Here is a 25,521-nt window from a genome sequence, read left to right on the forward strand (position 1 = left end):
TTCTTAAATACGGAAAAAGGAAATAACTTAATAATGAATATTTTAGTTTTGGGTAGCGGTGGCCGTGAACATGCACTTGCATGGAAAATCGCACAAGATTCAAAAGTAACACAAGTTTTTGTTGCGCCAGGTAATGCAGGCACAGCAACCGAAGATAAGTGTGAAAACGTTGACATCGATATTTTAAATAATCCTGCCATTATCGAATTTGCAAAGGCAAATGATGTTGCATTGGTGATTGTTGGTCCTGAAGCACCTTTGGTTAATGGTGTGGTTGATGCCTGCCGTGCTGCAGACTTAAAAATCTGGGGACCGACCCAGTACGCTGCACAGCTTGAAGGTTCTAAAGCATTCGCTAAACATTTTTTAAAACGTCATAACATCCCTACAGCATTTTATGATGTATTTACTGAGGTTGATGCTGCAAAAGCTTATATCGAACAGCATGGCGCACCAATCGTGATCAAAGCGGATGGCTTAGCGGCAGGTAAAGGTGTAATCGTTGCAATGACCAACGAAGAAGCTTTTGCTGCGATAGATGATATGCTTGCAGGCAACAAATTCGGTGACGCTGGTTCACGTGTTGTCATTGAGCAATTTCTTGCAGGTGAAGAAGCCAGTTTCATTTGTATGATCGATGGCAACAACATTTTACCGATGGCAACTTCACAAGACCATAAGCGTATTTTTGAAGGCGACCAAGGTCCAAATACGGGTGGTATGGGGGCTTACTCTCCTGCTCCAGTTGTTACACCAGAAGTATTTGAACGTGTAATGAATGAAGTCATGCGCCCTACAGTTGATGGTATGGCAGCAGATGGTCATGTTTACACTGGTTTCTTATATGCTGGTTTAATGATTGATGAACAAGGTCAACCACGCGTTATTGAATTTAACTGTCGTTTCGGTGATCCAGAAACTCAACCGATTATGATGCGCTTAAAATCATCTTTAGTAGATTTGGTTGAAGCGGGTATTGCTGGCAATCTTCCAAAAGAAGCTGAGTGGGATGATCGCAAATCAATCGGTATTGTACTAGCAGCTGAAGGATATCCTGAAACTGTACGCAAAGGTGATGTGATATCAGGTATTGGTCAATCTCCAGAAGATACAAAAATTTTCCATGCAGGTACTGCAACGACTGAAGATGGTCATGTGATTACTGCAGGCGGTCGCGTGCTTTGCGTGACCGCACTTGGAGACACCGTTCTAGAAGCTCAAATCAATGCACTAGAAGTATGTGGTCAAGTGACATTTACAGGTATGCAGTATCGTAGTGATATTGGTTATCGCGCAATTGCACGTGAAAAAGCAGAATAAGCTTTGGTTAATTAACTAAAGCCTTCTTCGGAAGGCTTTTTTATTCTTTAATTAGCATAAAAATCATTTCCTTATTCATTATTTAAATATTAAATTCAGAAAAATATATATCACTAATTCAATAAAATCTGACATTTCCACCATTAGAAAAAACTACAAAAGTATCATTTATTTACTTTTACCAAAATTAAACTATTTTTCTAATAATCATATATTTATACCCACAAGTACAAAATAGAACACTATAACAGAACCCAAATTATTGTTATGATTGCCAAAATTTTCGGCGAGTACTTTTAGTTTTATACATATTCTTTTATATATGAATAAGAATATGAAATTTAACTAGAAAAGTATCAGCTAATCTCGATTTGATATGAAAATTATTGAACCAGTATGCTTAAGTCAAATCCTTAAGATCAACGTTCTTGATTTTCTGTTGTTGCAAATAATCCGATCAGTCGCCTGTTCATAACACTAAATTTTGAACCGACTCACCTCTTTGTAACAAGAACCCTATAGCTCTTTAGTAATGCATTAGCGGATTATTTACTAAGCATTATTCCGATTAGGATTTACACATGAAAAAGCTAATTAGTCTTTTTTTAAGTGTGTCTGTGTTATTACTTGCAGCGTGCAGTAAACAACCTGACACCAAAGCAGAACAAAAAAATGAAGCGGGTGGATTACAAACCGTTGTAATGGCATCAACAGGTTCAGATGCAGATATTTGGCGTTTTATTGCGACCTTGCCAGAAACTAAAGCTGCTGGTATCAAGCTTGAAGTGAAAAACTTTACAGACTATGTAGCTATGAATACAGCTGTAGCAAATAAAGAAGTCGATGTGAATGCATTCCAATCATATGCTTACCTTGTTGCTTTTAATGCTTCAAATCAAGATAAGATTGCACCAGTTTCAACGACGTACTTAGAACCTATGGGCATCTATTCAAGCAAAGTCAAAAAAGTTGAAGAGTTTGCTGAAGGTGCTTCAATCGCAATTCCAAACGATGCTGCAAACGAAGCTCGTGCGTTATTGTTATTACAAAGTGCTGGTTTGATCAAATTAAAAGCTGACTTTGATCCAGCAAAAGGCACACCAAGCGATATTATCGAAAATACGAAAAAACTCGATATTAAACCAATTCAAATGGCAACTGCTGTACGCGTTAAAGATGAAGTTGATGCGATTGTATTGGGGAATACCCTTGCAATGGAAGGTGGTTTAAATGTTCTAAAAGATTCTATCTTTTATGAACCAATTGACCAAAGCACGAAGCTGAATGTCAACATTTTAGCTGTAGCTGATTCAAGAAAAAATGATCCTGTATTACAAAAGCTAGGAACTCTTTATCACACTGAAGCGGTGAAAAAATATGTTCAAGAACATTTTGCTGGTACGAAAGTTGACGTGAATAAACCTATTAGTTATCTCACAGAAACAAATTCGTAATATAATCTGTATAGGAAACAGGCAAATCACTTTGCCTGTTTTTTTCATTTTTGCTTAGTATTGACGATATGATCCAATTTAAGAATATTTCAAAGCATTACCAGCTAAAAGGTCAAACGATCAACGCACTGGATCAAATTAATTTAGAGATCCCAGAAGGCAGCATCTTCGGCATTATTGGTTATAGTGGTGCAGGGAAAAGTACGTTGATTCGTTTGATTAATTTGCTTGAACGCCCAACGCAGGGACAGGTAATTATCAATCAGAAAGACTTTACTGCAATGGATGCGCGTACGCTTCGTCAAGAACGTGCAAATATCGGCATGATCTTTCAACATTTCAATTTACTGCAAACTAAAACAGTATCTGAAAATATTGAAATGCCACTCAAATTATTGGGGCATAACAAAGCTGATCGTGAAAAGCGCCTAGCAGAACTATTAGATTTCATCGATCTCAAGCACAAGAAAGATGCCTATCCTGATGAACTTTCAGGAGGACAAAAACAACGTGTAGGTATCGCCCGCGCGCTTGCAAACCATCCCAAAATTTTACTGTGTGATGAAGCAACCTCTGCACTTGACCCTCAGACCACACAATCCGTTTTAGCGCTATTAAAAAAGATTAATAAAGAACAAAAGATTACCATTGTGATGGTCACCCATGAAATGGATGTAATTGAGTCAGTCTGTGACTATGTTGCAGTCATGGAAGCAGGTCATGTGATTGAAACAGGCCCCACCCTCAATATTTTTAGTCAACCCCAGCATTCGACTACAAAGACCTTCATTCAAACAGTTTTGCAACAACAGTTACCAATTAATATCCTCAATAACCTTGAACATAAGCATCACAATAGTATTTATAGTCTGCAATTCCTGGGGACATCTGCTCAAGAAACCGTCATTCAAGCCGTGATTAAGCAATTTGATTTGAGCCTAAATATTCTTTTTGCCAACATGACTGAAATCAATGGCACTGTGATTGGACAGATGTTTATTCAACTTTTGGGTGATTCAGCGACTATTCAAGACGCTATTAAGTTTCTTGAGCAACAAGGCGTGAAAGTTGAACAATCAGGAGTAAGCCAATGAGAGATTTAATCGTACAATGGCTTACTGAAGCTTCCGCGCCGTTTTGGTACAGTTCCCTTTCAATTGATCAATTCGTCACGGCATTACAAGAAACCTTTCAAATGGTTTTTTTCTCATTGCTTTTTGGTTGTATTTGGGGATTGATTCAAGGTGTAACTTTAGTTGTCACTCGCACAGGTGGTATCTTACAAAACCGAGCGATCTATTATTTTCTCAATCCAATTGTAAATGCACTACGTTCTTTACCATTTATCATCTTACTGATTGCAGTGATTCCATTAACTAAATTATTAGTTGGAACTTCGATTGGTACTTGGGCTGCGATTGTTCCCCTCACCATTTATGTAGGTCCGTATTTAGGGCGATTGATTGAAACTTCATTACTTGAAGTGAATGAGGGTATTATTGAATCAGCTCAAGCTATGGGTGCCTCACCTTGGCAGATCATTTTTAAATTTATTATCCCTGAAGCACGTAGCTCATTAATTTTGAACCTGACCACAGGGACGATTTCCTTAATTGGTGCAACTGCAATGGCTGGCGCAGTTGGTGCAGGAGGTATCGGTGATTTAGCTATTTCCTATGGTTATCAACGTTTTGATACCAGTGTTGTTATTTTAACCGTGATTGTACTGCTAATTTTAGTTCAACTGGTTCAATCATTTGGTGATTGGTTAGCAAAATTACGCTAATCACAGCAACAGACAAAGCTCTCATTTTGAGGGCTTTTTTTGTACCTTTCTATTTTAAGGAAAGTAAATTTCATTTGCAGCTTTGAATGTATTAACATGTAAAGGCACTAAATCATCCAGTTCTTGATACCCACCCGCCAATACAAACAATAATGGAATTTTCATTTTTTTTGCCATTTCAAAAACTAAGCGATCTCGCTCATATAACAGCTCAGTGGTAAACCATTTTGAGCCATATTTATCTAGTTGGTGGCAGTCCATACCAGCTTGATAGATGATTAGATCTGCTTCCCAATGTGAGGCATATTGAAACGCTTCAAAAATTGCTTCGCGATATAAATCAAAGTTGCCCTGCTTGGGATGAATATAACGGGTCAGGCTACGCTCCCCTGCCTTGCAACCAAAACGAATCCCAAAAATTCCGAAATTGACCAGATTGCTGAGTCTATTGGTAAATATTGCCGTTCCATCTCCGCCATGCTGATCACAGTCCAGCACAAAGATACGTTTTTCAGGATTTTGTTTAGCAACCAGAGCCAAACCATTAAAGGTACAATATGCCGCACCAGACTCATAACTGGCATGATGAAAACCCTGTGCGATATTGGCCGCAATCCCCTCTTTAAAGGCAATATCAGCGCCAAGCAACTGCCCTGCCTGTACTGATAGGATTGCGTCCCTTAATTGCTGATTCCACGGTTTAAAACCCTGGATAGTAGCAAATGCAGATTCTCCCGATAAAAAGGCTTCCACATATTCTGGGTTATGTAGTTTTTTTAATATCTCAGTATCAATTAAACCTGGATCAATTAAATCAACCATTTGATGAGTTCGCAGCACATCAGCGACGGCTGTCAGTTTTTCCATACTGTTGGTATGTGTTCTTGCAAAATAGCGTGGTGAGTAACAAGCTTTTAGCATGGATGCCCTACATAAATTTGATCTTTTGCAATCTCAATCAGTTGACTTAGTTCCGTGGTATCAGGTCTAAATAATCCATTATCAACCTGTTGTTTAAAATGATACCCAAACGCACGCGCACGGTTTTTTGGCGAAACAACCAGTGTCGTTAATCGTAAAAACCAAAAACCATTCATTTGAGCAATTGGAATCACATAACCTTTATATTGTTTATTTTTATGTTTTTCCATTTGCTCAATGTCATAGTTTGCAGAAAACAGGCTACCTGCGGGTAAACGCACCCCATTCATCATCAATGGAACCAGACTGATACAAGAGTGATTATCCCCCATATTCAGTTTCTCCATCATGATGGGTAAACCTTTATCATCCACAAAAATATTAATTTCACCTTGTCGCAATAAACGATGATGCGCAATTCGCAAGAAAAATTTTTCTGCCATCGGACATGAGCCAACTTTGGGCTTTTCCTCTAGAGAATGACACTCAATCATTTCAATTTGATCAATTGTTTGTGGAAGAATAATATCTGCAAGTAATTGGCAAATTAAAATGCTTTCTTCAAGCTCTGCATATTGATGGATTTTTCTAAGCTTCGCTTGAAAATCAACTTCTTGTTGCAAATTCTGAGTAAATGTATCTTGTGAATTAGAACGTTCTAAATATTGTTGCACATTAATATTAATATCCAAATTACGCCAAGTTTCCAACACTAAACCATATGAAGAACTTTGATTTAAAATGTTTTTCAATCCTTTAACCTCGTAGTCTTCAAAAATACGAAAATCTTGGAATCCCAACATATCACGTGGCTGTGAAACAAATTCAGCAATCACACGAGTGGCTTGAGTATAACCACAACCGCGACGTTCTGTTTGATGGCTAAAATGCTCATTCAACATTTCTGTGAGTTTGGAAGACAAAGGATATAAATATTTTTTGAAGATAACGACAATCTCATGATCTACCAAATCAGTCATAATGCTCTCACTGTATTCTTATGATTTATTTTTCATTTCATCTTTAAATGTGTTACTTCGTTAAATATTGTTAAATCTAATTTTTAAACTATGTTAGCTTTAATTAAGTACTTTCACACCACCAAAGATGAATATAAACCATTAATTTATCAAAATTTTTATAATATTTATAGAAAAAGTATAACTTGTCAACCTGAAAAATACCTGATGATTGAAGCCGTCATAATATGTCCTAAAAAGTCAACATTCTGTATCAATTCTTACGTAAGCTTTTGCACTCTTATACATTTACACTTAAACTAACTGTGATTTGATTATTCAAATACTCTAATCATCAATAACCACATAAATCAGAGATTTAGGATTCGGCCATGCATTATAAAATTCATGCAATTGACGTAAAAAATGCCTTAAAAAACTATATTTGGTTATTAGAAGATACTCGTACGCAAGAAGTCGTAGCAGTTGACCCTACAGAAGCAGCACTTGTTACCGATTTTTGCGAACAACATCAACTTGAGTTGAAACAAATCTGGTTAACACATTGGCATCGAGATCATACTGATGGTGTACAAGGTCTATTGACTGAGCAAAATTCACCCGTTTTCGGTCCACGTGATGAACTCAGCAAAATTTCGTTTATATCGAATCCACTGCAACATAATGACCATTTTCACTTTAATGATTTAAAAGTTGAAATTATTGCAACACCAGGGCATACACTAGGTCATATTGTTTATTTTATTGAAGAAATAGACACGCTTTTCTCTGGTGACACATTATTTGCAATGGGCTGTGGGCGCCTATTTGAGGGTTCTGCTGAACAAATGTACCACTCATTAAATCGCTTAGCTGCGTTGCCAATACAAACCAAAGTTTATTGTACACATGAATATACGCTTGCAAATGCAGAGTTTGCATTAACAATTGAACCTCAGAATGTTGCCTTACAAGAACGCATAAAGGAAGTCAAAACATTGAGAGATGCTGAACAAATTACTCTGCCAAGTACAATTGAATTAGAGCTTAAAACAAATCCGTTCTTGCGCACAGAAAGTGTCGAAGATTTCGCAAGGATCAGAGCGCTTAAAGATAAGTTCTAATTTTAAAGTTCTACTTTTTAAAGGCTAAACTTTAGTTTTTAAAAAGTAGAAAGTGAAATGATTTTTTACATTTATTTTGGATCAAAACCCAATGCGAGAAAAAACAATACAAGTAAATTAAATCAATTATTTAAATAATTTTATCAGATAAAATTTAAGTTTAATTTCAGTTTCAATCAATCTAATTTTACATTAGTTACATGAAGAAAAATAAATATATGCAATCCCCCTTTAAAAATTTTTAGGTCACCCTTATTAATAAATACAGGTTAAAAGGAGTTCTGGAATGAAAAACAGAGTTGTGAAAGCAAAAAATTTATTGGCTTTTCGTATTTGGTTAGAAAAATTAGGATATTCAGTAAAAAGTTTAGCCGACAATAAAGGTTTTACCTTTAGTTTTAAAAAAGAATACGGTTTGGTCACGTGTGACTTATCTGGAAATGCCTTAGCCATGCAGCTTGGCGAAGAATTTGAAGATCATTTAAAAGCTTAATGCGATTCTTTTGTGCATACATAAGGATTTCAAAGGGATTTGGAATCCTTGTTCGTTCATTCCAAAAATTTAATCATTTATCCCAATCTAATTCTTCATTTTATAGCCATCTCAAACAAAATAACATTGGAACTAAAGTCATTTCCAAGTATTATAATGCCCAGTCGAGGGATGCTGCGACGATTGATTAGCACTAAAAATCAATTTGCCAGGCTCGACGATCGGTTAGACGCTCGTGCTAACCAACAACGGCATCCGCGAACAGAATGATCCATACTATTTTTCTAGGAGATCCTGATGAACGCGGTTACTGCTTCATTTACAGATTATAAAGTCGCTGATATTTCTCTTGCTGACTACGGCCGTAAAGAAATCAAACTTGCTGAAGCAGAAATGCCAGCTTTAATTGGTTTACGTAAGCGTTATTCAGCAACTAAACCACTTGCTGGCGCAAAAATTTTGGGTTGTATTCATATGACAATCCAAACGGCTGTACTGATCGAAACATTGGTTGAACTCGGTGCAGAAGTTCGTTGGACCTCTTGCAATATCTTCTCTACTCAAGATCACGCTGCTGCTGCTATCGCTGCTGCGGGTATTCCTGTGTTTGCTTGGAAAGGCGAAACTGAAGAAGAATACATGTGGTGTCTTGAACAACAAATCAATGTAAATGGCACACCTTGGGATGCCAACATGATTCTTGATGATGGTGGTGATTTAACGCTACTTGTTCACGAAAAATATCCTGAAGTGATTGCAAAAATCCATGGTGTAACAGAAGAAACAACAACAGGTGTTCAACGTCTGTATGAAATGTTACGTGATGGTACGTTAAAAGTTCCTGCAATCAACGTAAATGATTCCGTAACGAAATCTAAAAACGACAACAAATATGGTTGCCGCCATTCTCTAAATGATGCAATCAAACGTGGTACAGATATGTTGTTATCTGGTCGTCGTGCACTTGTAATCGGTTACGGTGACGTAGGTAAAGGTTCTGCACAATCACTTCGTCAAGAAGGTATGATTGTACGTGTCACTGAAATTGACCCAATCTGTGCAATGCAAGCATGTATGGACGGTTACGAAGTTGTATCTCCATACAAAAATGGTGTTCAAACAGGCAATAAAGAAGACATCAACCTTGATCTTCTTCAAAATACTGACCTTATCGTAACGACAACAGGTAACTACCACGTTTGTGATTCTGCAATGTTAGATAGCTTAAAAGCAGGTGCTGTAGTGTGTAACATCGGTCACTTTGATACAGAGATCGACACTGCATACTTACGTGGTTACAAGTGGGTTGAAGTTAAGCCTCAAGTTCACCAAGTGTATCGTTCAGAAAATGAAAATGATTACTTAATCCTTCTTTCTGAAGGGCGTTTAGTGAATCTTGGGAATGCAACAGGTCACCCATCACGTATTATGGATGGTTCTTTTGCTAACCAAGTGTTAGGTCAAATGCACTTGTTCGCTGAGAAATTTGCCGATCTTCCTGAAGATCAAAAAGCTGCGAAAATCCGTGTAGAACTGATTCCTAAGAAATTAGATGAAGAAGTTGCTGCTGCAATGGTGCTTGGCTTTGGTGGTGTACTCACCCAGTTAACGCAAGTACAAGCAGATTACCTCGGCGTTGCTGTGGAAGGTCCATTCAAATCTGACGCTTATAAATACTAAGAAAATCAGGGCAGACGTTTAAGGACTGCCCTTTTTTCTAAAATAATCTCTAAGCGATTAAAAAAGGATTTGAAATGACGAAACGTGTTCCTATTTCTTTTGAATTTTTCCCGCCGAAAACTGATGCTGGCGCTGAAAAGTTACGTATCGTTCACCAAGAACTACAGCGATTAAACCCAGAGTTTTTCTCCATTACTTATGGTGCTGGTGGTTCTACTCGTGAACGCACTTTAGCAGCCATTAATGATTTTAATGGCAAAGGTACGCCCGTCGCCCCTCACCTTTCTTGTATTGGCGATGATAAAGCTCGTATTGCTGAGCTCTTAGATTTATATAAATCACAAGGGATTGACCGCATCGTAGCATTGCGTGGTGATTTACCTTCAGGTCAAGTTGGTCTTGGCGAATTACCTTATGCTCAAGATCTTGTTCGCTTTATCCGTGAACATTCAGGTGATCATTTCCATATTGAAGTTGCTGCGTACCCTGAAATGCATCCGCAAGCTGATAGCTTTGATGGTGACATTCAACGTTTTGTTGAAAAAGTGAATGCAGGCGCGAACGCAGGTATTACCCAATTTTTCTTCAATCCAGATGCTTATTTCTATTTCATCGAACGTATTGCTAAAGCTGGTGTGGATATTCCCGTTGCACCAGGCATCATGCCAATTACCAATGCAAGTAATTTAATTCGCTTTGCGGATGGAACTGGTGCAGAAATTCCGCGTTGGATTCGCAAACAACTTGCTGCTTATGGTGATGATAGCGAAAGTATTAAAGCCTTCGGCCATGAAGTGATTGTTAAACTTTGCGAACGTTTGATCGTTGGTGGTGCGCCAACACTCCATTTTTATTCAATGAACCAAACAGAGCCAACTCGACAACTCGTTGTTGATCTTGGTTTAAACTAATTTGTACGAGCCTTACCCAGCATGAACCGTTTTTATATCGAAACAGAATTAAATACCGGCAATTCGATTGAATTAACAGAATCGGTATTTCATCACTGGGTACGGGTGCTTCGTGCAAAAGAGCTAGATCAAGCCATCTTTTTCAATGGAAAAGGTGGTGAATATATCGTAACACTTACTGAAATTAATAAGAAAAATGCTTTTGTTTCTATTGATCAATTCAACCCTATAGATCGAACAGCGCCTGCTAAAGTAATTTTAGGCCAAGTCATGAGCAAAGGCGATCGTATGGATTATGCGATTCAAAAAGCCACTGAACTTGGTGTCACAACTATTCAATTATTGACTAGTGAACGTTGCGAAATGCGGTTAAGATATGAACGTGATCAAAAGAAATTAGATCATTGGCAGTCAATTGCGATTGCTGCGTGTGAACAATGTGGAATGAACAAAGTTCCAAATGTTCTAACACCAATAAGTTTAACCGATTGGGTAAAATCGGAACAGCTACCACAATCACGTTTTGTGTTAGCGCCAAACAAAGACCAAGAAAACGTAGTACTAAATAGCCAGCCTGATTTAGCCCTATTGATTGGTCCAGAAGGCGGTTTAAGTGAAGCAGAAATTGATGCTGCTAACCAAAATCATTTTCAAAGCTGGTGTATTGGAGATCGTGTTTTAAGGACTGAAACCGCTCCAGTTGTAGCTTTATCAATTTTAAATTATCACTTTTCAACCAAATAAAGTATTTGTATTGCTTTCGATCTGGTTTAAGGGTAATTTAAAATAAAACTATATCGTGCTTACAAAAAAATAATGATTGTACGCATAGATAAATAATGAAAAGGACTATTCTTTGTATGCTCGGGGTTCATGAAAAAAAAATTCCGCAGTTTATTTATACGGATCAGATCAACTATCCTAACCACGTACGCCTATTCGTTTTAAGTGTATTTTTGATTGCGCTTCTGGATTATCTGTTATTTGCTTCTTTCTATTCCTTTAGTGCGAATGTCTTTACCACATGGATGACCCTTACTCTTACACTATTACTCATTTTTTACGCAGTTTGTCACTTTTCATTAAGATATTATTCATCAAGTCGCTTTGCTGGAAAAACCAATATTACCTTTCAGGCCATTTGTTTTTTCACGGGTTTGTTGCTGGGAATCAGCACCATTGTGATCAATTACCTATTGATCAGGGATGTCCCGAATCTTTCAGCCTCACATATCCTGATCCTGACCGCCTTGCTGCTCACCTCTTCACATATTATTGCGCTGACTTTTTTAACCCAGCATATCCGTTACTTCTTCCTGTTCTTCATTCCAAGCATCAGCCCTCTGGTGATTTCCCAAATTATAAATAGAGATCAGGAACATACCCTATTTTATATTGCCTATTACCTGTCCTTTTTTGCCACCCTGCTTTGTGCTCAGGCCACCTTTAATATTCACCAGCGCCTGTCTCAGGTTCTGGATAAAAACAAGCAACTGATTGATGTGGCGGAACAACACAATCAATGGACCGAAGAACTTTGCCAACAATTACAACGTGAAGTGAATAAATCGAAAGATATTGAAGCTCAATTACAATTTAACAATCATTTATTAGAACAAAAAGTTCGCGAGCGTACTTTTGATTTAACAGAAATAAATAATAGTTTACAGGAACATCGTCAAAATTTGGCTTTTGCACATGAAACTGCGGGTATTCGACCTTGGGAATGGAATTTAGAAAATAACACTGTTGGGATTACCAATTCTCATCGTAAAGAAGTTACGCGTGATTCTGAGAATCACTATTCGTTGCTGCATAAAATTGTACATCCTGATGATCTTGAACGTGTTAAAAATACACTTTATAAACATCTATGTGGCCAAACTAAACGTTACGAAGAAACTTTCCGCATTAAACGACCGAGTGGTGAATGGGTTTGGATTCATGATGTTGGCCAAGTCATTTTAAGAAATCCTAAAGATGAGACCCCTCTACGCATGGTCGGTATTCATCGTGATATTAACCAAGAAAAGAAAGACCAAGAACGGCTAAAATTAGCAGCGAGTGTATTCGAACAGGCTTCAGAAGGTATCTTTGTTCTGGATGATAGCTTCCACTATCTTGAAGTTAATCCTAAATATGAACAATTAACGGGTTTAGATAAACAGTTCATATTGGGAAAACAACTTTTTGAGATTACTAAACAAAATAAACAGCATCATCATAATTTTCATCTTTCTATCCTTGCTACTTTGCACGAAGAACATGAGTACGAAGGTGAGTTTCAGGAAACTTATCTTTCTGAAAAATCATGTTTCCTTTGGATCCATATGAACGCTGTAAAAGATGAATTAGATCGTGTGATTAATTATATCGGGATTGTCTCTGACCAAACTGAGCGTAAACATCAAGAGCAACGTTTATCATATTTAACCAATTATGATCCCCTGACCGATCTACCTAATCGCTTCTATTATCACCAGCAACTGCATCAATATTTGGTTAATGAGGCTTCGATACAGAATTTAGCAGTTATCCGAATCAATATTGACCGTTTCCGTGCCTTGAATGAATTACTCAGCAATCAAGCGGGTAATGAGCTTTTGAAGCAAGTTGCACAACGTTTGCGTATCAGTAATATTGATGCACTTTTAGTCTCACATTTAAGTGCAGACGATTTTGTAATCATTTATGAAATGTCACCGTTACATCCGCCAATTCATCAGTTATGCAGTAATATTGTTGAAGCCTTTAGCAAACCCTTTTATATCGCTAATCAAGAGTATGTGGTCAGTATTTCGATTGGAGTTGCGATTTACCCTGAACACGGTCGTCAAGTTGACAACTTAAATACCCATGCAGAGCAAGCCTTAACAGAAGCCAAACGTTTAGGTGGAAATACAATCCGCTATTATTCTAGTGAGCGAACTAACTTCGTCGTTAATCATACTGATTTAGAGCTTGACTTGAGAAAGGCGATTCAAAACAATGAACTCGTTGTATATTATCAGCCAAAGATCACTGCTCAGAATTGTCAAATTAATGGATTTGAAGCACTCATTCGTTGGAAACATCCAACGAAAGGTTTAATCATGCCCGATATTTTCATTCCTTTAGCAGAAAGTACCAGTCTAATTTCTGATATTGGACGATTCGTCTTGTATGAGGCAGCAAAACAGTTACAAGAATGGCAAAAACTAGGTTTTACGAACATCCACATTGCTGTAAACATTGTTGCTCAACAAATTTTACGTGGTCAGTTATTGCATGATATTGATGCTGTACTCGATGAATACTCTATTACAGGTGAAAATTTAGAGTTAGAAATTACCGAGTCAGCATTTTTAGAAAATACTGAAAGTGTTAAAACAATTTTGTGTGCATTGAAAGAACGTAATATTTCAATTGCACTGGATGACTTTGGCACAGGCTATTCTTCTCTGGCTTATTTAACTGAATATCCAATTGATATTTTAAAGATTGATCGTGCATTTATCTCGAAAATTGGTAATGCAAAACAAGATGCGATTGTTAATGCTATGATTGCCATGGGTAAAACAATTGGCTTAAAAGTTGTCGCTGAAGGCGTTGAAACAGAACAGCAATGTGAATATTTGAAACGACAAAACTGTGACATATTACAGGGTTACTTATTTGCCAAACCCTTAACTGCCGTACATGCAACTGAATACTTACAGCAACATATGCGTCTAGCAATTGCAAGATATTCCAGTTAAAACCATATTTTGAGCTTTTGGCAGTTTAATTTACACCCAATATAAATTGTCAATAAGCCTATACGTTCAGTGAAAATAAGCTTTTTTGACTGGGCGAAAACATGAACTAGTGCTATATTCTTGTGCACTTATCTTAATATAATCATCAGCCATGTATATGCCTGATTATTATCGGAACAATCGAGACTCAGATGGACGATCAATCTTTAAAAGAAGCCGCTTTATATTACCATGAATTTCCTACGCCTGGAAAAATCAGCGTGACACCGAGCAAGCAACTCGTAAACCAACGAGACTTAGCGCTTGCATATTCTCCTGGTGTTGCTGCTCCATGTCTAGAAATTGAACGTGACCCTTCTGCTGCTGCAAAATATACAGCACGTGGAAATTTGGTTGCCGTCGTGAGTAATGGTACAGCCGTGCTTGGTTTAGGAAACATTGGTCCTCTTGCTTCTAAGCCTGTTATGGAAGGTAAAGGCGTTCTATTCAAGAAGTTTGCTGGTGTTGATGTATTTGATATTGAAATTGCGGAAAATGATCCAGACAAGATCGTGGATATCGTTGCCGCATTGGAACCAACGTTTGGTGGTATCAACCTGGAAGATATCAAGGCACCTGAATGTTTCTATATCGAGAAAAAACTTCGTGAACGCATGAAGATTCCTGTGTTCCATGATGATCAACATGGTACCAGTATTATTGTAGGCTCAGCATTGTTGAATGCCTTACAGATCGTGAACAAGAAAATTGATGAAATTAAAATCGTTGCATCAGGTGCTGGTGCTGCCGCATTGTCATGTTTAGATTTACTTTGTGCATTAGGCGTAAATAAATCGAATATTATTGTAGCTGATTCTCGTGGCCTTTTAACAACTTCACGTGAAGGGCTGGACGAGTCGAAAAAACGTTACGTTCAAGATATTTCTGCGACTCAATTACATGAAGTAATCGCTGACACAGATATGTTCTTGGGTCTTTCTGCGGCAGGAATCTTAACCAAAGAAATGGTTAAGGAAATGGCTGAAAACCCAATTATTTTTGCATTGGCAAACCCAGATCCAGAAATCTTACCTGAACATGCGCACGAAGTTCGCCCAGATGTGATTATGGCAACTGGTCGTTCAGACTATCCAAACCAAGTAAACAATGCACTTTGTTTCCCATATATTTTCCGTGGTGCACTCGATGTCGGTGCTACAACGATCAACGAAGATATGAAAATTGCTTGTGTGCATGCGATTGCACGTATGGCACATATTGAAGCAGATGCTGCGACTTACGGTGAAAAATCTGCATCATTCGGTCGTGATTACTTGATCCCTCGCCCTCTAGACCAACGCTTGATTTTAGAAATCGCACCTGCGGTTGCTAAAGCTGCAATCGATTCTGGTGTTGCGACACGTCCAATTGAAGATTTCTCTGCATATCGTCAAAGACTTTCTGAGTTTGTATATAACTCAGCATTCTTAATGAAACCGATTTTCTCACAAGCGAAAACTGACCCTAAGCGTATTGCATATGCCGAGGGTGAAGATCAACGTGTATTACGTGCGGTTCAAATTGTTGTAGATGAAGGTCTGGCTAAACCAATTCTTGTTGGTCGTACAGCCGTTATTGAAGACAATATCAGAAAACTCGGTTTACGCTTACAGCACGGTGTCAATATTGAAATCGTCGATCAAGAAAACAATCCTTTATATGATGATTTCTGGAAAGACTACTACAATACAATGCAACGTAAAGGCGTAACTGTTGAATATGCGCAACGTGAAGCACGTCGTCGTTCAACCTTAATCGCCGCATTGCTAGTTAAGTTCGGTAAAGCTGATGGTATGCTATGTGGTACTTATGCGAGCTACGATATCCATTTAGATTTCGTTAAAAACGTGATCGGTTTAAAACAAGGCCGTAGTACATTCTTTACACTCAATGCATTAATGCTTGAAGATCGTAACTTGTTTATTGCCGATACCTATGTAAATACCAATCCAACTGCTGAACAACTTGCAGAGATGACTATTTTAGCAGCCGAAGAAGTGCGTCGTTTTGGTATGACCCCTCGTGTCGCCTTACTTTCTCACTCAAGTTTCGGTAGCGATCAAGTTGATCCAAGTGCTCATAAAATGCGTGAAGTTTATCGTTTACTTTCTGAGCAAGCTCCTGAACTTGAAGTTGAAGGTGAAATGCATGGTGATGCTGCATTAGATGATAATATTCGTCATTTTGCATTTCCAAATTCACGCTTTAAAGGTTCAGCAAACTTGTTGATTATGCCGAATTTAGATTCTGCAAATATTTCATTCAACTTGTTAAAAGCAACATCTGGTAATAATGTAACGATTGGTCCAATCTTGTTAGGCGCAGCAAAGCCAGTTCATATTTTAACACCGACAGCAACTACCCGTCGTCTAGTGAATATGACAGCTTTAACTGTTGCTGAAATTCAGCAAAGCCAAAACTGATACAGTTTAAGCATAGCTTTTAACATTAAAAGCTATGCTTAATGCTTGAGAAAACCTCTATTCTGTAGCATGATTGTGTGAAGAATAGAGGTTTTTTATGCAAGTTTATTTAGTAGGCGGTGCTGTTCGAGATCATTTACTCGGTCGCCCCTATCACGAAAAAGATTATGTTGTGGTTGGAGCAACACCTGAACAATTATTATCTCAAGGCTACCAACCCGTTGGAAAGGATTTTCCTGTATTTCTTCATCCAAAAACAAAAGAAGAATATGCACTAGCACGTACTGAAAGAAAATCAGGCATTGGCTATCACGGATTCCAATTTTTTACTGATACCACTGTTAAATTAGAAGAAGATTTAATTCGCCGTGACCTAACAATTAATGCAATGGCAATGGATGAAACTGGACAAGTTTATGATCCATATGGTGGTCAAAAAGATCTTGATCAGAAAATCCTACGCCATGTTTCAGATGCATTTACAGAAGATCCCTTACGTGTGCTACGTGTTGCTCGCTTCGCTGCTCGTTATGCTAGTTATGGATTTGAAATTGCAGAAGAAACTTTGCAATTAATGAAAAGGATTGCCAATTCAGGGGAACTGAATGCTTTAACACCTGAACGTGTATGGAAAGAGACTTCTCGTGCATTAATGGAAGATCATGCCGATATCTATTTTCAAACATTAAGAGATTGTGATGCGCTAAAAGTACTGTTTCCTGAGATAGATGCATTATTTGGTATTCCTCAACGCCCAGAGTACCACCCCGAAATAGATTGTGGTGTACACACCTTAATGGCACTAAAACAAGCTTGTCAGGCCAACTATGGACTAGATGTACGTTTTGCTGTCTTGGTGCATGATTTAGGGAAAGCACTTACTCCAACTGAGGAATTACCACGGCATATCATGCATGAGGAACGTGGATTAGAACCCGTTACAAACGTATGTGAACGCTTGAAAGTTCCCACACATCTGAAAAATTTAGCTTTAATTGTTTGCAAAGAACATCTGAAATGCCATCAAATCAAAAATTTGAAACCTGGTACTGTATGGCGTTTACTACAGCGCTTGGATGTTTTACGAAAACCAGAAAAAGTTATTGCTTTTGTGCAGGCTTGTGAATGCGATGCTAAAGGTCGATTAGGTTTAGAAGATCGCCCCTACCCACAAGCACAGTATATTTTGGATGCCATGGAGATTGTTCGGAATATTCGGGCACAGGATTTACCAGAACATGTTCAAGGTGCAGAAATTGGCGAAATGCTCATTCAGTATCGAATTGAGGCATTGGCACAATTCAAACAGCAACACGATGAGTCATAGTTTGGGGATGTAAAAAAGAACCAATAAAGAACCCAGCCACAAGGCTGGGTTTTTTGAAAAGATACGAATTACTTCGCAGCTTCAGCCTGAGCAGCAGCAACTTCTTCTGCAAAGCTCATTTCAGCTTTCTTCTCAATACCTTCACCCACTTCGAAACGAACGAATTGAGCTACAACTGTACCAGTTGCTTTCAATACATCAGCAACTTTCTTGTCGTTGTCGATTACATACATTTGACGGTCAAGTGCAACTTCGTTCAAGTATTTCTCAACTGAACCACTTACCATCTTCTCAACGATGTTCGCTGGCTTACCAGATTCCAACGCTTTCGCTTCAGCAATTTCTTTCTCTTTAGCGATCAAGTCAGCTGGAACAGCTTCTGCATTTACAGCAACTGGGTTGAACGCAGCAACGTGCATTGCAATACCTTTACCAGTGTCAGCATCACCTGTGTAAGAAACAACAACACCGATTTTTAAACCGTGCTTATAAACAGCCAAGTTTTCGCCTTCAACGATTTGAGCACGACGAACTTGAATGTTTTCACCAATTTTTTGAACCAGTGCAACACGAGCTTCTTCTACAGTTGCGCCATCTTCAAGCTTAAGTTCAGCAATTTTTGCAGCATCAGTTTCATTTGCAGCAAGTGCAGCAGCAGCAACTTTATCAGAGAAGTTTTTGAAGTTTTCGTCTTTAGCAACGAAGTCAGTTTGACAGTTAACTTCAACAAGAATTGCTTTATTACCGTTTTGGATGATAGTGATCGCACCATCAGCAGCAATGTTACCTGCTTTTTTAGCAGCTTTTGCTTGACCTGATTTACGAAGGTTATCAATCGCAAGTTCAATGTCACCGCCTGCCTCTGTTAATGCTTTTTTGCATTCCATCATTGCAAGACCAGTACGGTCACGTAATTCTTTTACCATGCTTGCAGTAATTGCAGTCATGTTGATCTCCTAAAATCGGTAGAAAATAAATCTGTTCAACAAAAACGGCCCAAAGAAACTCTGGACCGTTTGCAATCTCGACGCTTAATTTGCCACCATTACATGTCGCAAAAATGACAAGCTTGCGTCAAACCGCATTAAGCCTCAGAAGCGTCTTTTGCAGCGTCATCGCCTTTAGCTTGTGCATTCGCTTGTGATTGAGCATATTCTTTACCAGCAAGAATTGCATTTGCCATAGCTGATGCATATAAAGTTACTGCACGGATCGCATCGTCATTACCAGGAATAACATAATCAACGTTATCTGGGTTAGAGTTTGTATCAACGATACCGATTACAGGAATACCTAAGTTTTTCGCTTCTTTGATTGCAATCGCTTCGTGATCAACGTCGATTACAAATAATGCGTCAGGTAAACCACCCATGTTTTTAACGCCGCCTAAAGCACGTTCAAGTTTTTCCATCTCACGAGTACGCTCTAAAGCTTCACGTTTAGTAAGCTTAGCAAAAGTACCATCTTGAGATTGAGTTTGAAGATCTTTTAAACGGTTGATAGATTGGCGAAGTGTTTTCCAGTTCGTCAACATACCACCTAACCAACGGTGATCTACATAAGGTTGACCAGCACGTTGAGCTTGTTCACGGATGATGTTAGAAGCAGCACGTTTAGTACCAACGAACAATACTTTGTTCTTTTTGCTTGCAAGATTGTTAACAAAGTTCAAAGCATCATTTAACGCAGGAACAGTGTGCTCAAGGTTGATGATGTGAATTTTGTTACGCGCACCGAAAATATATTGACGCATTTTTGGATTCCAAAAACGAGTTTGGTGACCAAAGTGTGCGCCTGCTTGAAGAAGGTCGCGCATGCTTACGTTGTAATCTGCCATTTTCTTTACCTTAAAGTTTGGGTTAGGCCTCCATATATCCGCATTCTCCACCTATTGCTAGGCACCCAGAGTAATGTGTCGATATATGTGCGGATTTTTGATAACTATTCATCAGTTTTTCGCACAACTTGTATAAGCAAAATTGTAACGAAAAGCATTTGATAAAATAGGCGGCTATTTATACCATAGACGCTTGTAAATTACCAAAAGTTTTTAGAGATCATGAACACGACTTACACAGCTCCTCGTCGATTAATCAAAACGCCCGAAGAAATTGAAAAGATGCGTGTTGCAGGAAAACTGGCGGCTGAAATTTTAGACATGATTAAGCCGTATATTAAAGCAGGCGTAAATACCCTAGAACTTGATACAATCTGTCGTAATCACATTGAAAATGTACAACAAGCAATTCCAGCATGTGTTGGCTATGGCGCTGCACCTGGTCGCCCAGCATTTCAACATTCGATTTGTACTTCGGTTAACCATGTCGTTTGTCATGGTATTCCCTCTGAAAGTAAAGTTTTAAAAAATGGTGATATTCTCAATATTGATGTAACGGTCATTAAAGATGGTTATCACGGCGATACCAACATGATGTATATCGTTGGTGGAGAGACTTCTATTCTTGCAAATCGTCTCTGCCAAGTTGCACAAGAAGCCATGTATCGTGGTATGGCTACGGTTAAACACGGCTCTTATCTTGGCGATATTGGACATGCAATCCAACAATATGTTGAGTCTGAACGTTTTAGTGTTGTGCGTGAATATTGTGGTCATGGTATTGGCAATGTTTTCCATGATGAACCACAAGTTTTACACTATGGTCAGAAAGGTACGGGTATGCGCTTAGAAGCAGGCATGACGTTTACGATTGAGCCAATGGTCAATGCAGGGGTTTGGCAAACAAAACTTTTAGGTGACAAATGGACTGTGGTTACTAAAGACCACAAGCTTTCAGCTCAATATGAACATACCATTTTGGTAACAGAAACAGGCATCGAAGTACTTACTGCTCGCCCTGACGAAGATTTATCTCGTTTTATGTAATTTATTTCGTTAAAGAAAAGCTACTTCGGTAGCTTTTTTTCATATTCATAATTTCTTCATTAATTCATCTAAATCAAACAAAAGTCTTTATAAGCATAACAATTATAAATTTTAACTAAACAAACCATTTAGTAAAAAACGTTATTTTTATCAGAATAAAAAGTTCCTTATAAATCGGACATGGAGTCCTCACTATGAAAAAACGTATGCTATGCATTGCAGTAGGAATTGCTGCAACCCTACCCACTATGAGCTTTGCGGAGTCACCTTATTTTAGTTTAAAAGATGGAGATGGTTTCAAACGTTTCTCTCTTTCAGCTGGTTGGTTACATGCCATGCCACAAGGTTCTGCAAATCCTATTAATATCAATACGACTGTAGCTGAGGGAACACAATCTAAAGTAGGTGATGTGTCTAAACAAGCCGTACTAGATGCAGCAGTCAAAGATTCCAATCCTATCGTTTACGGTGCCATTAATTTATGGCCGACCGATACTGTATCGGGTCTTGCAACAGGTACAGCTACCATTAAAGGATTATCTAACTGGCAAAGCCAAGGAACAGGTTTAGAAGCAGACAATGTAGATACCGTTGGTATTATGGCAAATTATCACTTTACTGATAATTTATCTCTAGAGATTAAGGCAGGAATTCCTCCAAAAGTTGATATTAAAGGGAAAGGCGACATATACGCGCCATTAAGTGGATCAGCAAGTACTATTTTAGGTGATATTGACTTAAAACAGGATCTTCATATCACAGATCTGACCCAAGGAGGCAAAGCAGCAACTGCACGTGCTTGGCTACCTGCGGTAGAACTCCATTACCAGTTTGGTAAATCAGGCGTGAATAAATTTCGACCTTACGTTGGAGCAGGTGTGATGTATGCTTATTTTAATGATCTTAAAATGAACTCGGGCATAGAATCTGATTTAGTAAAAGCTGGTCACATGATCCAAAATATCCATGACGGCAAAGCAGGAGCTGCCTTAGATGGTAAGACATCATCAGCAGATCCTATTGTCAAATTGAAAGCGACTGATACTTTTGCTCCGATTGTCACAGTAGGCGCAACTTATGATTTCAATCCCAATTGGTTTGCCGTTGGATCAGTTTCTTATTCAAAAATGAATAATGAAGCAAAAATTTATGTGACTGACCGCAATACAGGTAAAGAGTTGATCCAAGCAAATACTAAAATTGATATAGACCCACTCATTACTTATTTAGGCGTTGGCTATCGTTTTTAGACAAAACTTTAAAAAACAGCTTCGGCTGTTTTTTTATTTATCGCCACCTTTTAAATCATCATTCATAAAAAACATGCACCAATTGCAATCATTTTCGAAATAATGAAGAAACATAAATACCAATAAAGCATATGAGATTCATTGATAAATAACATTCATCAATACAAATAATATTATAAATATAATTATATATTTAAAATCATATAGTTAATTTTAAATTTTGATCAAATTTGTTTTTTGGCACACCCCTTGCTTAGTAACAAGCATCATGAATCAACGATGATTCATAAAAAATTTGCTGACGGCCAATGAAGTCCGTTCTGTTCGGTTTGTGTATGCAGAAATATTGCATAGCAAAAATATATTTCGTTCAGTTCAGGGGAAGGTTATGTCTTCAAAAATGAATCTAAATGCTAAAAAAGCAACTGAAATAAAATTATTTAGCTTTTCAACGCCTGCCATGCGTGCTTTTCATATGACTTGGCTCGCATTCTTTGTATGTTTTTTCGCTTGGTTTGCTTGTGCACCCTTAATGCCAGTCATCAAAGGTGAATTTAATCTAACCAAAGACCAAATCGCAAACATCAATATCGCTGCGGTTGCAATCACAATTCTGATCCGACTCATTGTTGGCCCACTCTGTGACAAGTATGGACCACGCAAAACCTATACTGCTCTTCTCATTGTTGGCAGTATCCCTGTTTTCGGTGTTGCAGCAGCAAATACTTATGAATCGTTCTTGTTTTTCCGTCTCTTGATTGGTGCAATTGGTGCGAGCTTCGTCATCACCCAGTATCATACTAGTGTCATGTTTGCACCTAATGTTGTTGGCACAGCCAATGCGGCTTCTGCAGGTTGGGGAAATGCGGGTGGAGGTGCAACACAAGCAATCATGCCATTAATTCTAGGTGCAATTGTGATGTTTGGCGTTGAACAAGCAATGGGTTGGAGAATTGCGTTGCTTGTACCTGGCATTATGATGGTAATTGTTGGTGTACTTTATTGGAAACTTACACAAGACTGTCCACAAGGTGACTTTAAAGAATTACGTGCAAACGGTGTTGAAGTTGGTAGCGGTAAAAAAGGTGGTGTTGCTATCTTAATGCAAGCTGCTCGTAACTATCGTGTTTGGATTCTATTTGTTTCTTACGCAGCATGTTTCGGTATCGAAATCTTCATTCATAACATTGCCGCAATGTACTATGTTGACCACTTCAACATGGGTTTAAAAGAAGCAGGTTTAACTGCGGGTATCTTTGGTCTACTTGCCTTATTCGCTCGTGCTTTAGGTGGAATTGTTTCAGATAAAGTTGCGATTTCAAAAGGTTTAGATGGTCGTACAAAAGTATTATTTATTCTTATCTTATGTGAAGGCTTGTTCCTGATTCTCTTCTCACAAATGAATACTGTAGCTCTTGCTATTATTAGCATGACTGTCTTCGCGCTATTCACGCATATGTCTTGTGGAGCAACTTATGCTTTAGTTCCTTTCATTGACCGTAATGCACTTGGTGGTGTGGCGGGCATTATTGGGGCTGGTGGTAATGTTGGTGCGGTTGCAGCAGGCTTCCTACTTAAAGGCTTACTAGATGTTCAAACTTGCCTCATGATTTTAGGTGGTCTTGTAACTGTGGCCGCTTTCGGTGTCATTCTCATCCGCTTCTCTGTAGAACATAAAACGAAAGAACAACAACTGTTTGACCAAGCTATGCTTGAACGCAACTCTATCACCTCTTAATCATCATTCACTTAGTGCGGGGAAACTTACCTTTCCCCTGCACAATCAAAATTAAATCCAGAAATTATAATCTCTCAGGGGTCTCAATATGAAATTGAATCTTCTTAGCTTTGCTATGCTCAGTGTTTTAACAACTACGACGTTTGCCGCAGATAACTTTTTAAGTCAAACTCAATTTTCTCTCGATAGTCGCCTACGTTACGAATTAGTTGACCAAGATAACCAACTAAAAAATGCTGATGCTTGGACTTTGAGACTACGCCCTTCACTGGAAACTGGCTCTTGGCATGGCTTAAGCGCATTTGTGCAAGGAGAAGGAACTGTCGAAATTAATGATCATTTCAATAGCACACGTAATGCTGAAACAAACTACAGTACAGTCCCTGATCCTAAAAACCTACAATTGAATCAAGCTTATTTAAAATATGCTTATAGTCCAAAGTTTGATTTAAGTATTGGTCGTCAAGCTATTAATTTAGATAATCAGCGCTTTGTAGGCTCCGTAGCTTGGCGTCAAAATGATCAAACCTTTGATGCGATTAGTTTAAATATTAAACCTTGCAAAGAGTTTGGTTTGTATTATGCCTATATTGATCAAGTCAATACTATTTTTGGTAGTGAAGATGTAAAACCTAAATTTGTAGCAGCCCAAGATGGTAAACAAAACAGTCAAATTCACTTAATTCAAGCTAAAATGAATTACAACCCATTGTTGAACGCAACATTATATGGGTATTTGATGGATTTCGAGGATTTAAGTGCTTGGTCAAATCAAACCTATGGCTTACGCTTAACAGGTAAGAAAAACAATTTTAGATACGTTGCTGAATATGCCAAACAAAGTGAATATGCTGAGCAACCTATAAATTATGATGCTGATTATTATGCATTAGAATTAGGTTATAGCATCACGGATAAAGGTTCAGCACTGGGTGAAATCACACTTGGCTATGAAGTGCTTGGTAGTGATGATGGAAAAATTGCATTTCAAACCCCATTGGCGACTAAACATAAGTTTAACGGATGGGCTGACTTATTCTTGACAACGCCCGTGAATGGTTTAACTGACTTGTACATTTCATCAAGTTTTAATGTATTTAGTAAAGGTAAATTAGGCACTGAACTACATCAATATCGTAGTGATGAAAAAAATATGGATTATGGTCAAGAATTCTCTATTTCTTATTCTCATGCTTTGCCTATTAAAGGTTTGTCTGCCCTAGCAAAACTCTCAGATTATCAAGCGGAAGAGTTTTCTGTAGATACTCAAAAGTTATGGTTGCAAATGGATTATAAATACTGATATTGAGTCGTTGTAATCTAATTATAAAAAAACTGTCATCAAATCATCAAATTTCGATGGTGTAATAAAAAATAAAAAACTCCAAAATTTGCAAAAAGCTTGCTGATCGACCTTTATCAGCAAGCTTTTTTCTTTTCATAAATAAAAAGGCTACCTCAGTAGCCTTTCATAT

General features: G+C 38.1%; 20 protein-coding genes. 16 read left to right on the top strand and 4 right to left on the bottom strand.

The genetic code is table 11. The annotated features are described in order from the left end of the window. The first annotated feature begins 33 nt into the window (after positions 1–33). From purD to CDG56_RS02010, 4 genes are all read left to right on the top strand, one after another. Positions 34–1,320 (top strand): phosphoribosylamine--glycine ligase, encoded by a 1,287-nt coding sequence (purD, locus tag CDG56_RS01995; protein ID WP_087546786.1) that lies wholly within the window; start codon positions 34–36, stop codon positions 1,318–1,320. Between the two features lie 581 nt (positions 1,321–1,901). Continuing rightward, positions 1,902–2,774, top strand: a complete 873-nt coding sequence (locus CDG56_RS02000) for a MetQ/NlpA family ABC transporter substrate-binding protein (RefSeq protein ID WP_087536070.1) — start codon at positions 1,902–1,904, stop codon at positions 2,772–2,774. 68 nt (positions 2,775–2,842) lie between these two features. Then, positions 2,843–3,868: a methionine ABC transporter ATP-binding protein gene (locus tag CDG56_RS02005; protein ID WP_005161062.1), complete on the top strand. Its 1,026-nt coding sequence runs from the start codon at positions 2,843–2,845 to the stop codon at positions 3,866–3,868. Continuing rightward, on the top strand, positions 3,865–4,560 hold the full coding sequence (locus CDG56_RS02010) for a methionine ABC transporter permease (protein WP_087546787.1): 696 nt from the start codon (positions 3,865–3,867) through the stop codon (positions 4,558–4,560). Before CDG56_RS02005 ends, CDG56_RS02010 begins: the two co-directional genes overlap by 4 nt. Positions 4,561–4,614: 54 nt before the next feature. Here CDG56_RS02010 and CDG56_RS02015 read toward each other — a convergent pair whose 3' ends face one another. After that, positions 4,615–5,481, bottom strand: coding sequence for a histone deacetylase (locus tag CDG56_RS02015; RefSeq protein WP_087546788.1), 867 nt, complete (start codon positions 5,479–5,481; stop codon positions 4,615–4,617). Next, entirely contained in the window at positions 5,475–6,461 is a 987-nt protein-coding gene (locus CDG56_RS02020) for a hypothetical protein (protein ID WP_087546789.1), read from the bottom strand. The genes CDG56_RS02015 and CDG56_RS02020 overlap by 7 nt, the downstream gene beginning before the upstream one ends. 371 nt (positions 6,462–6,832) lie before the next feature. Between CDG56_RS02020 and gloB the strand changes: the two genes are divergently transcribed. The 8 genes from gloB (at position 6,833) to CDG56_RS02060 (ending at position 18,174) form a co-directional block, all read left to right on the top strand. Further along, a complete protein-coding gene (gene gloB, locus CDG56_RS02025; RefSeq protein ID WP_087546790.1) occupies positions 6,833–7,564 on the top strand; it encodes a hydroxyacylglutathione hydrolase in 732 nt (243 codons plus the stop codon). Positions 7,565–7,850: 286 nt separating this feature from the next. Then, on the top strand, positions 7,851–8,057 hold the full coding sequence (locus CDG56_RS02030) for a hypothetical protein (protein ID WP_004661287.1): 207 nt from the start codon (positions 7,851–7,853) through the stop codon (positions 8,055–8,057). Positions 8,058–8,354: 297 nt separating this feature from the next. Further along, the gene (ahcY, locus tag CDG56_RS02035) at positions 8,355–9,737 is read left to right on the top strand and encodes an adenosylhomocysteinase (protein WP_087544886.1); all 1,383 of its coding nucleotides are present in this window, start codon (positions 8,355–8,357) and stop codon (positions 9,735–9,737) included. A 74-nt stretch (positions 9,738–9,811) separates the two neighbouring features. Beyond that, positions 9,812–10,648 carry a methylenetetrahydrofolate reductase [NAD(P)H] gene (metF, locus tag CDG56_RS02040; RefSeq protein ID WP_087544884.1) on the top strand — a complete coding sequence of 279 codons (837 nt, stop codon included), beginning with the start codon at positions 9,812–9,814 and terminating at the stop codon, positions 10,646–10,648. Between the two features lie 21 nt (positions 10,649–10,669). Further along, positions 10,670–11,392, top strand: coding sequence for a 16S rRNA (uracil(1498)-N(3))-methyltransferase (locus CDG56_RS02045; protein WP_087544882.1), 723 nt, complete (start codon positions 10,670–10,672; stop codon positions 11,390–11,392). A gap of 116 nt (positions 11,393–11,508) precedes the next feature. Continuing rightward, positions 11,509–14,385, top strand: coding sequence for an EAL domain-containing protein (locus tag CDG56_RS02050; protein WP_087546791.1), 2,877 nt, complete (start codon positions 11,509–11,511; stop codon positions 14,383–14,385). A gap of 191 nt (positions 14,386–14,576) precedes the next feature. Continuing rightward, the gene (locus CDG56_RS02055) at positions 14,577–16,847 is read left to right on the top strand and encodes an NADP-dependent malic enzyme (RefSeq protein ID WP_087546792.1); all 2,271 of its coding nucleotides are present in this window, start codon (positions 14,577–14,579) and stop codon (positions 16,845–16,847) included. Between the two features lie 97 nt (positions 16,848–16,944). Further along, positions 16,945–18,174 (top strand): multifunctional CCA addition/repair protein, encoded by a 1,230-nt coding sequence (locus CDG56_RS02060; RefSeq protein WP_087546793.1) that lies wholly within the window; start codon positions 16,945–16,947, stop codon positions 18,172–18,174. A gap of 68 nt (positions 18,175–18,242) precedes the next feature. Here CDG56_RS02060 and tsf read toward each other — a convergent pair whose 3' ends face one another. Beyond that, entirely contained in the window at positions 18,243–19,121 is an 879-nt protein-coding gene (gene tsf / locus CDG56_RS02065) for a translation elongation factor Ts (RefSeq protein WP_087546794.1), read from the bottom strand. A gap of 137 nt (positions 19,122–19,258) precedes the next feature. After that, positions 19,259–20,011, bottom strand: coding sequence for a 30S ribosomal protein S2 (gene rpsB, locus CDG56_RS02070; protein WP_004661273.1), 753 nt, complete (start codon positions 20,009–20,011; stop codon positions 19,259–19,261). 222 nt (positions 20,012–20,233) lie between these two features. On the opposite strand from rpsB, the gene map reads away from it, so the two are divergent. The 4 genes from map (at position 20,234) to CDG56_RS02090 (ending at position 25,349) form a co-directional block, all read left to right on the top strand. Further along, complete coding sequence (gene map / locus CDG56_RS02075) at positions 20,234–21,058, top strand: type I methionyl aminopeptidase (RefSeq protein ID WP_087546795.1); 825 nt, start codon at positions 20,234–20,236, stop codon at positions 21,056–21,058. A 194-nt stretch (positions 21,059–21,252) separates the two neighbouring features. Continuing rightward, the gene (locus CDG56_RS02080) at positions 21,253–22,308 is read left to right on the top strand and encodes an OmpW/AlkL family protein (RefSeq protein WP_087546796.1); all 1,056 of its coding nucleotides are present in this window, start codon (positions 21,253–21,255) and stop codon (positions 22,306–22,308) included. Positions 22,309–22,696: 388 nt separating this feature from the next. Further along, entirely contained in the window at positions 22,697–24,046 is a 1,350-nt protein-coding gene (locus tag CDG56_RS02085; RefSeq protein ID WP_087544872.1) for an MFS transporter, read from the top strand. A gap of 88 nt (positions 24,047–24,134) precedes the next feature. Beyond that, positions 24,135–25,349, top strand: a complete 1,215-nt coding sequence (locus CDG56_RS02090) for an alginate export family protein (RefSeq protein ID WP_087546797.1) — start codon at positions 24,135–24,137, stop codon at positions 25,347–25,349. Positions 25,350–25,521: the final 172 nt, after the last annotated feature.

It is taken from the genome of Acinetobacter sp. WCHA39 (assembly GCF_002165385.1).
Taxonomy (GTDB): Bacteria; Pseudomonadota; Gammaproteobacteria; order Pseudomonadales; family Moraxellaceae; genus Acinetobacter.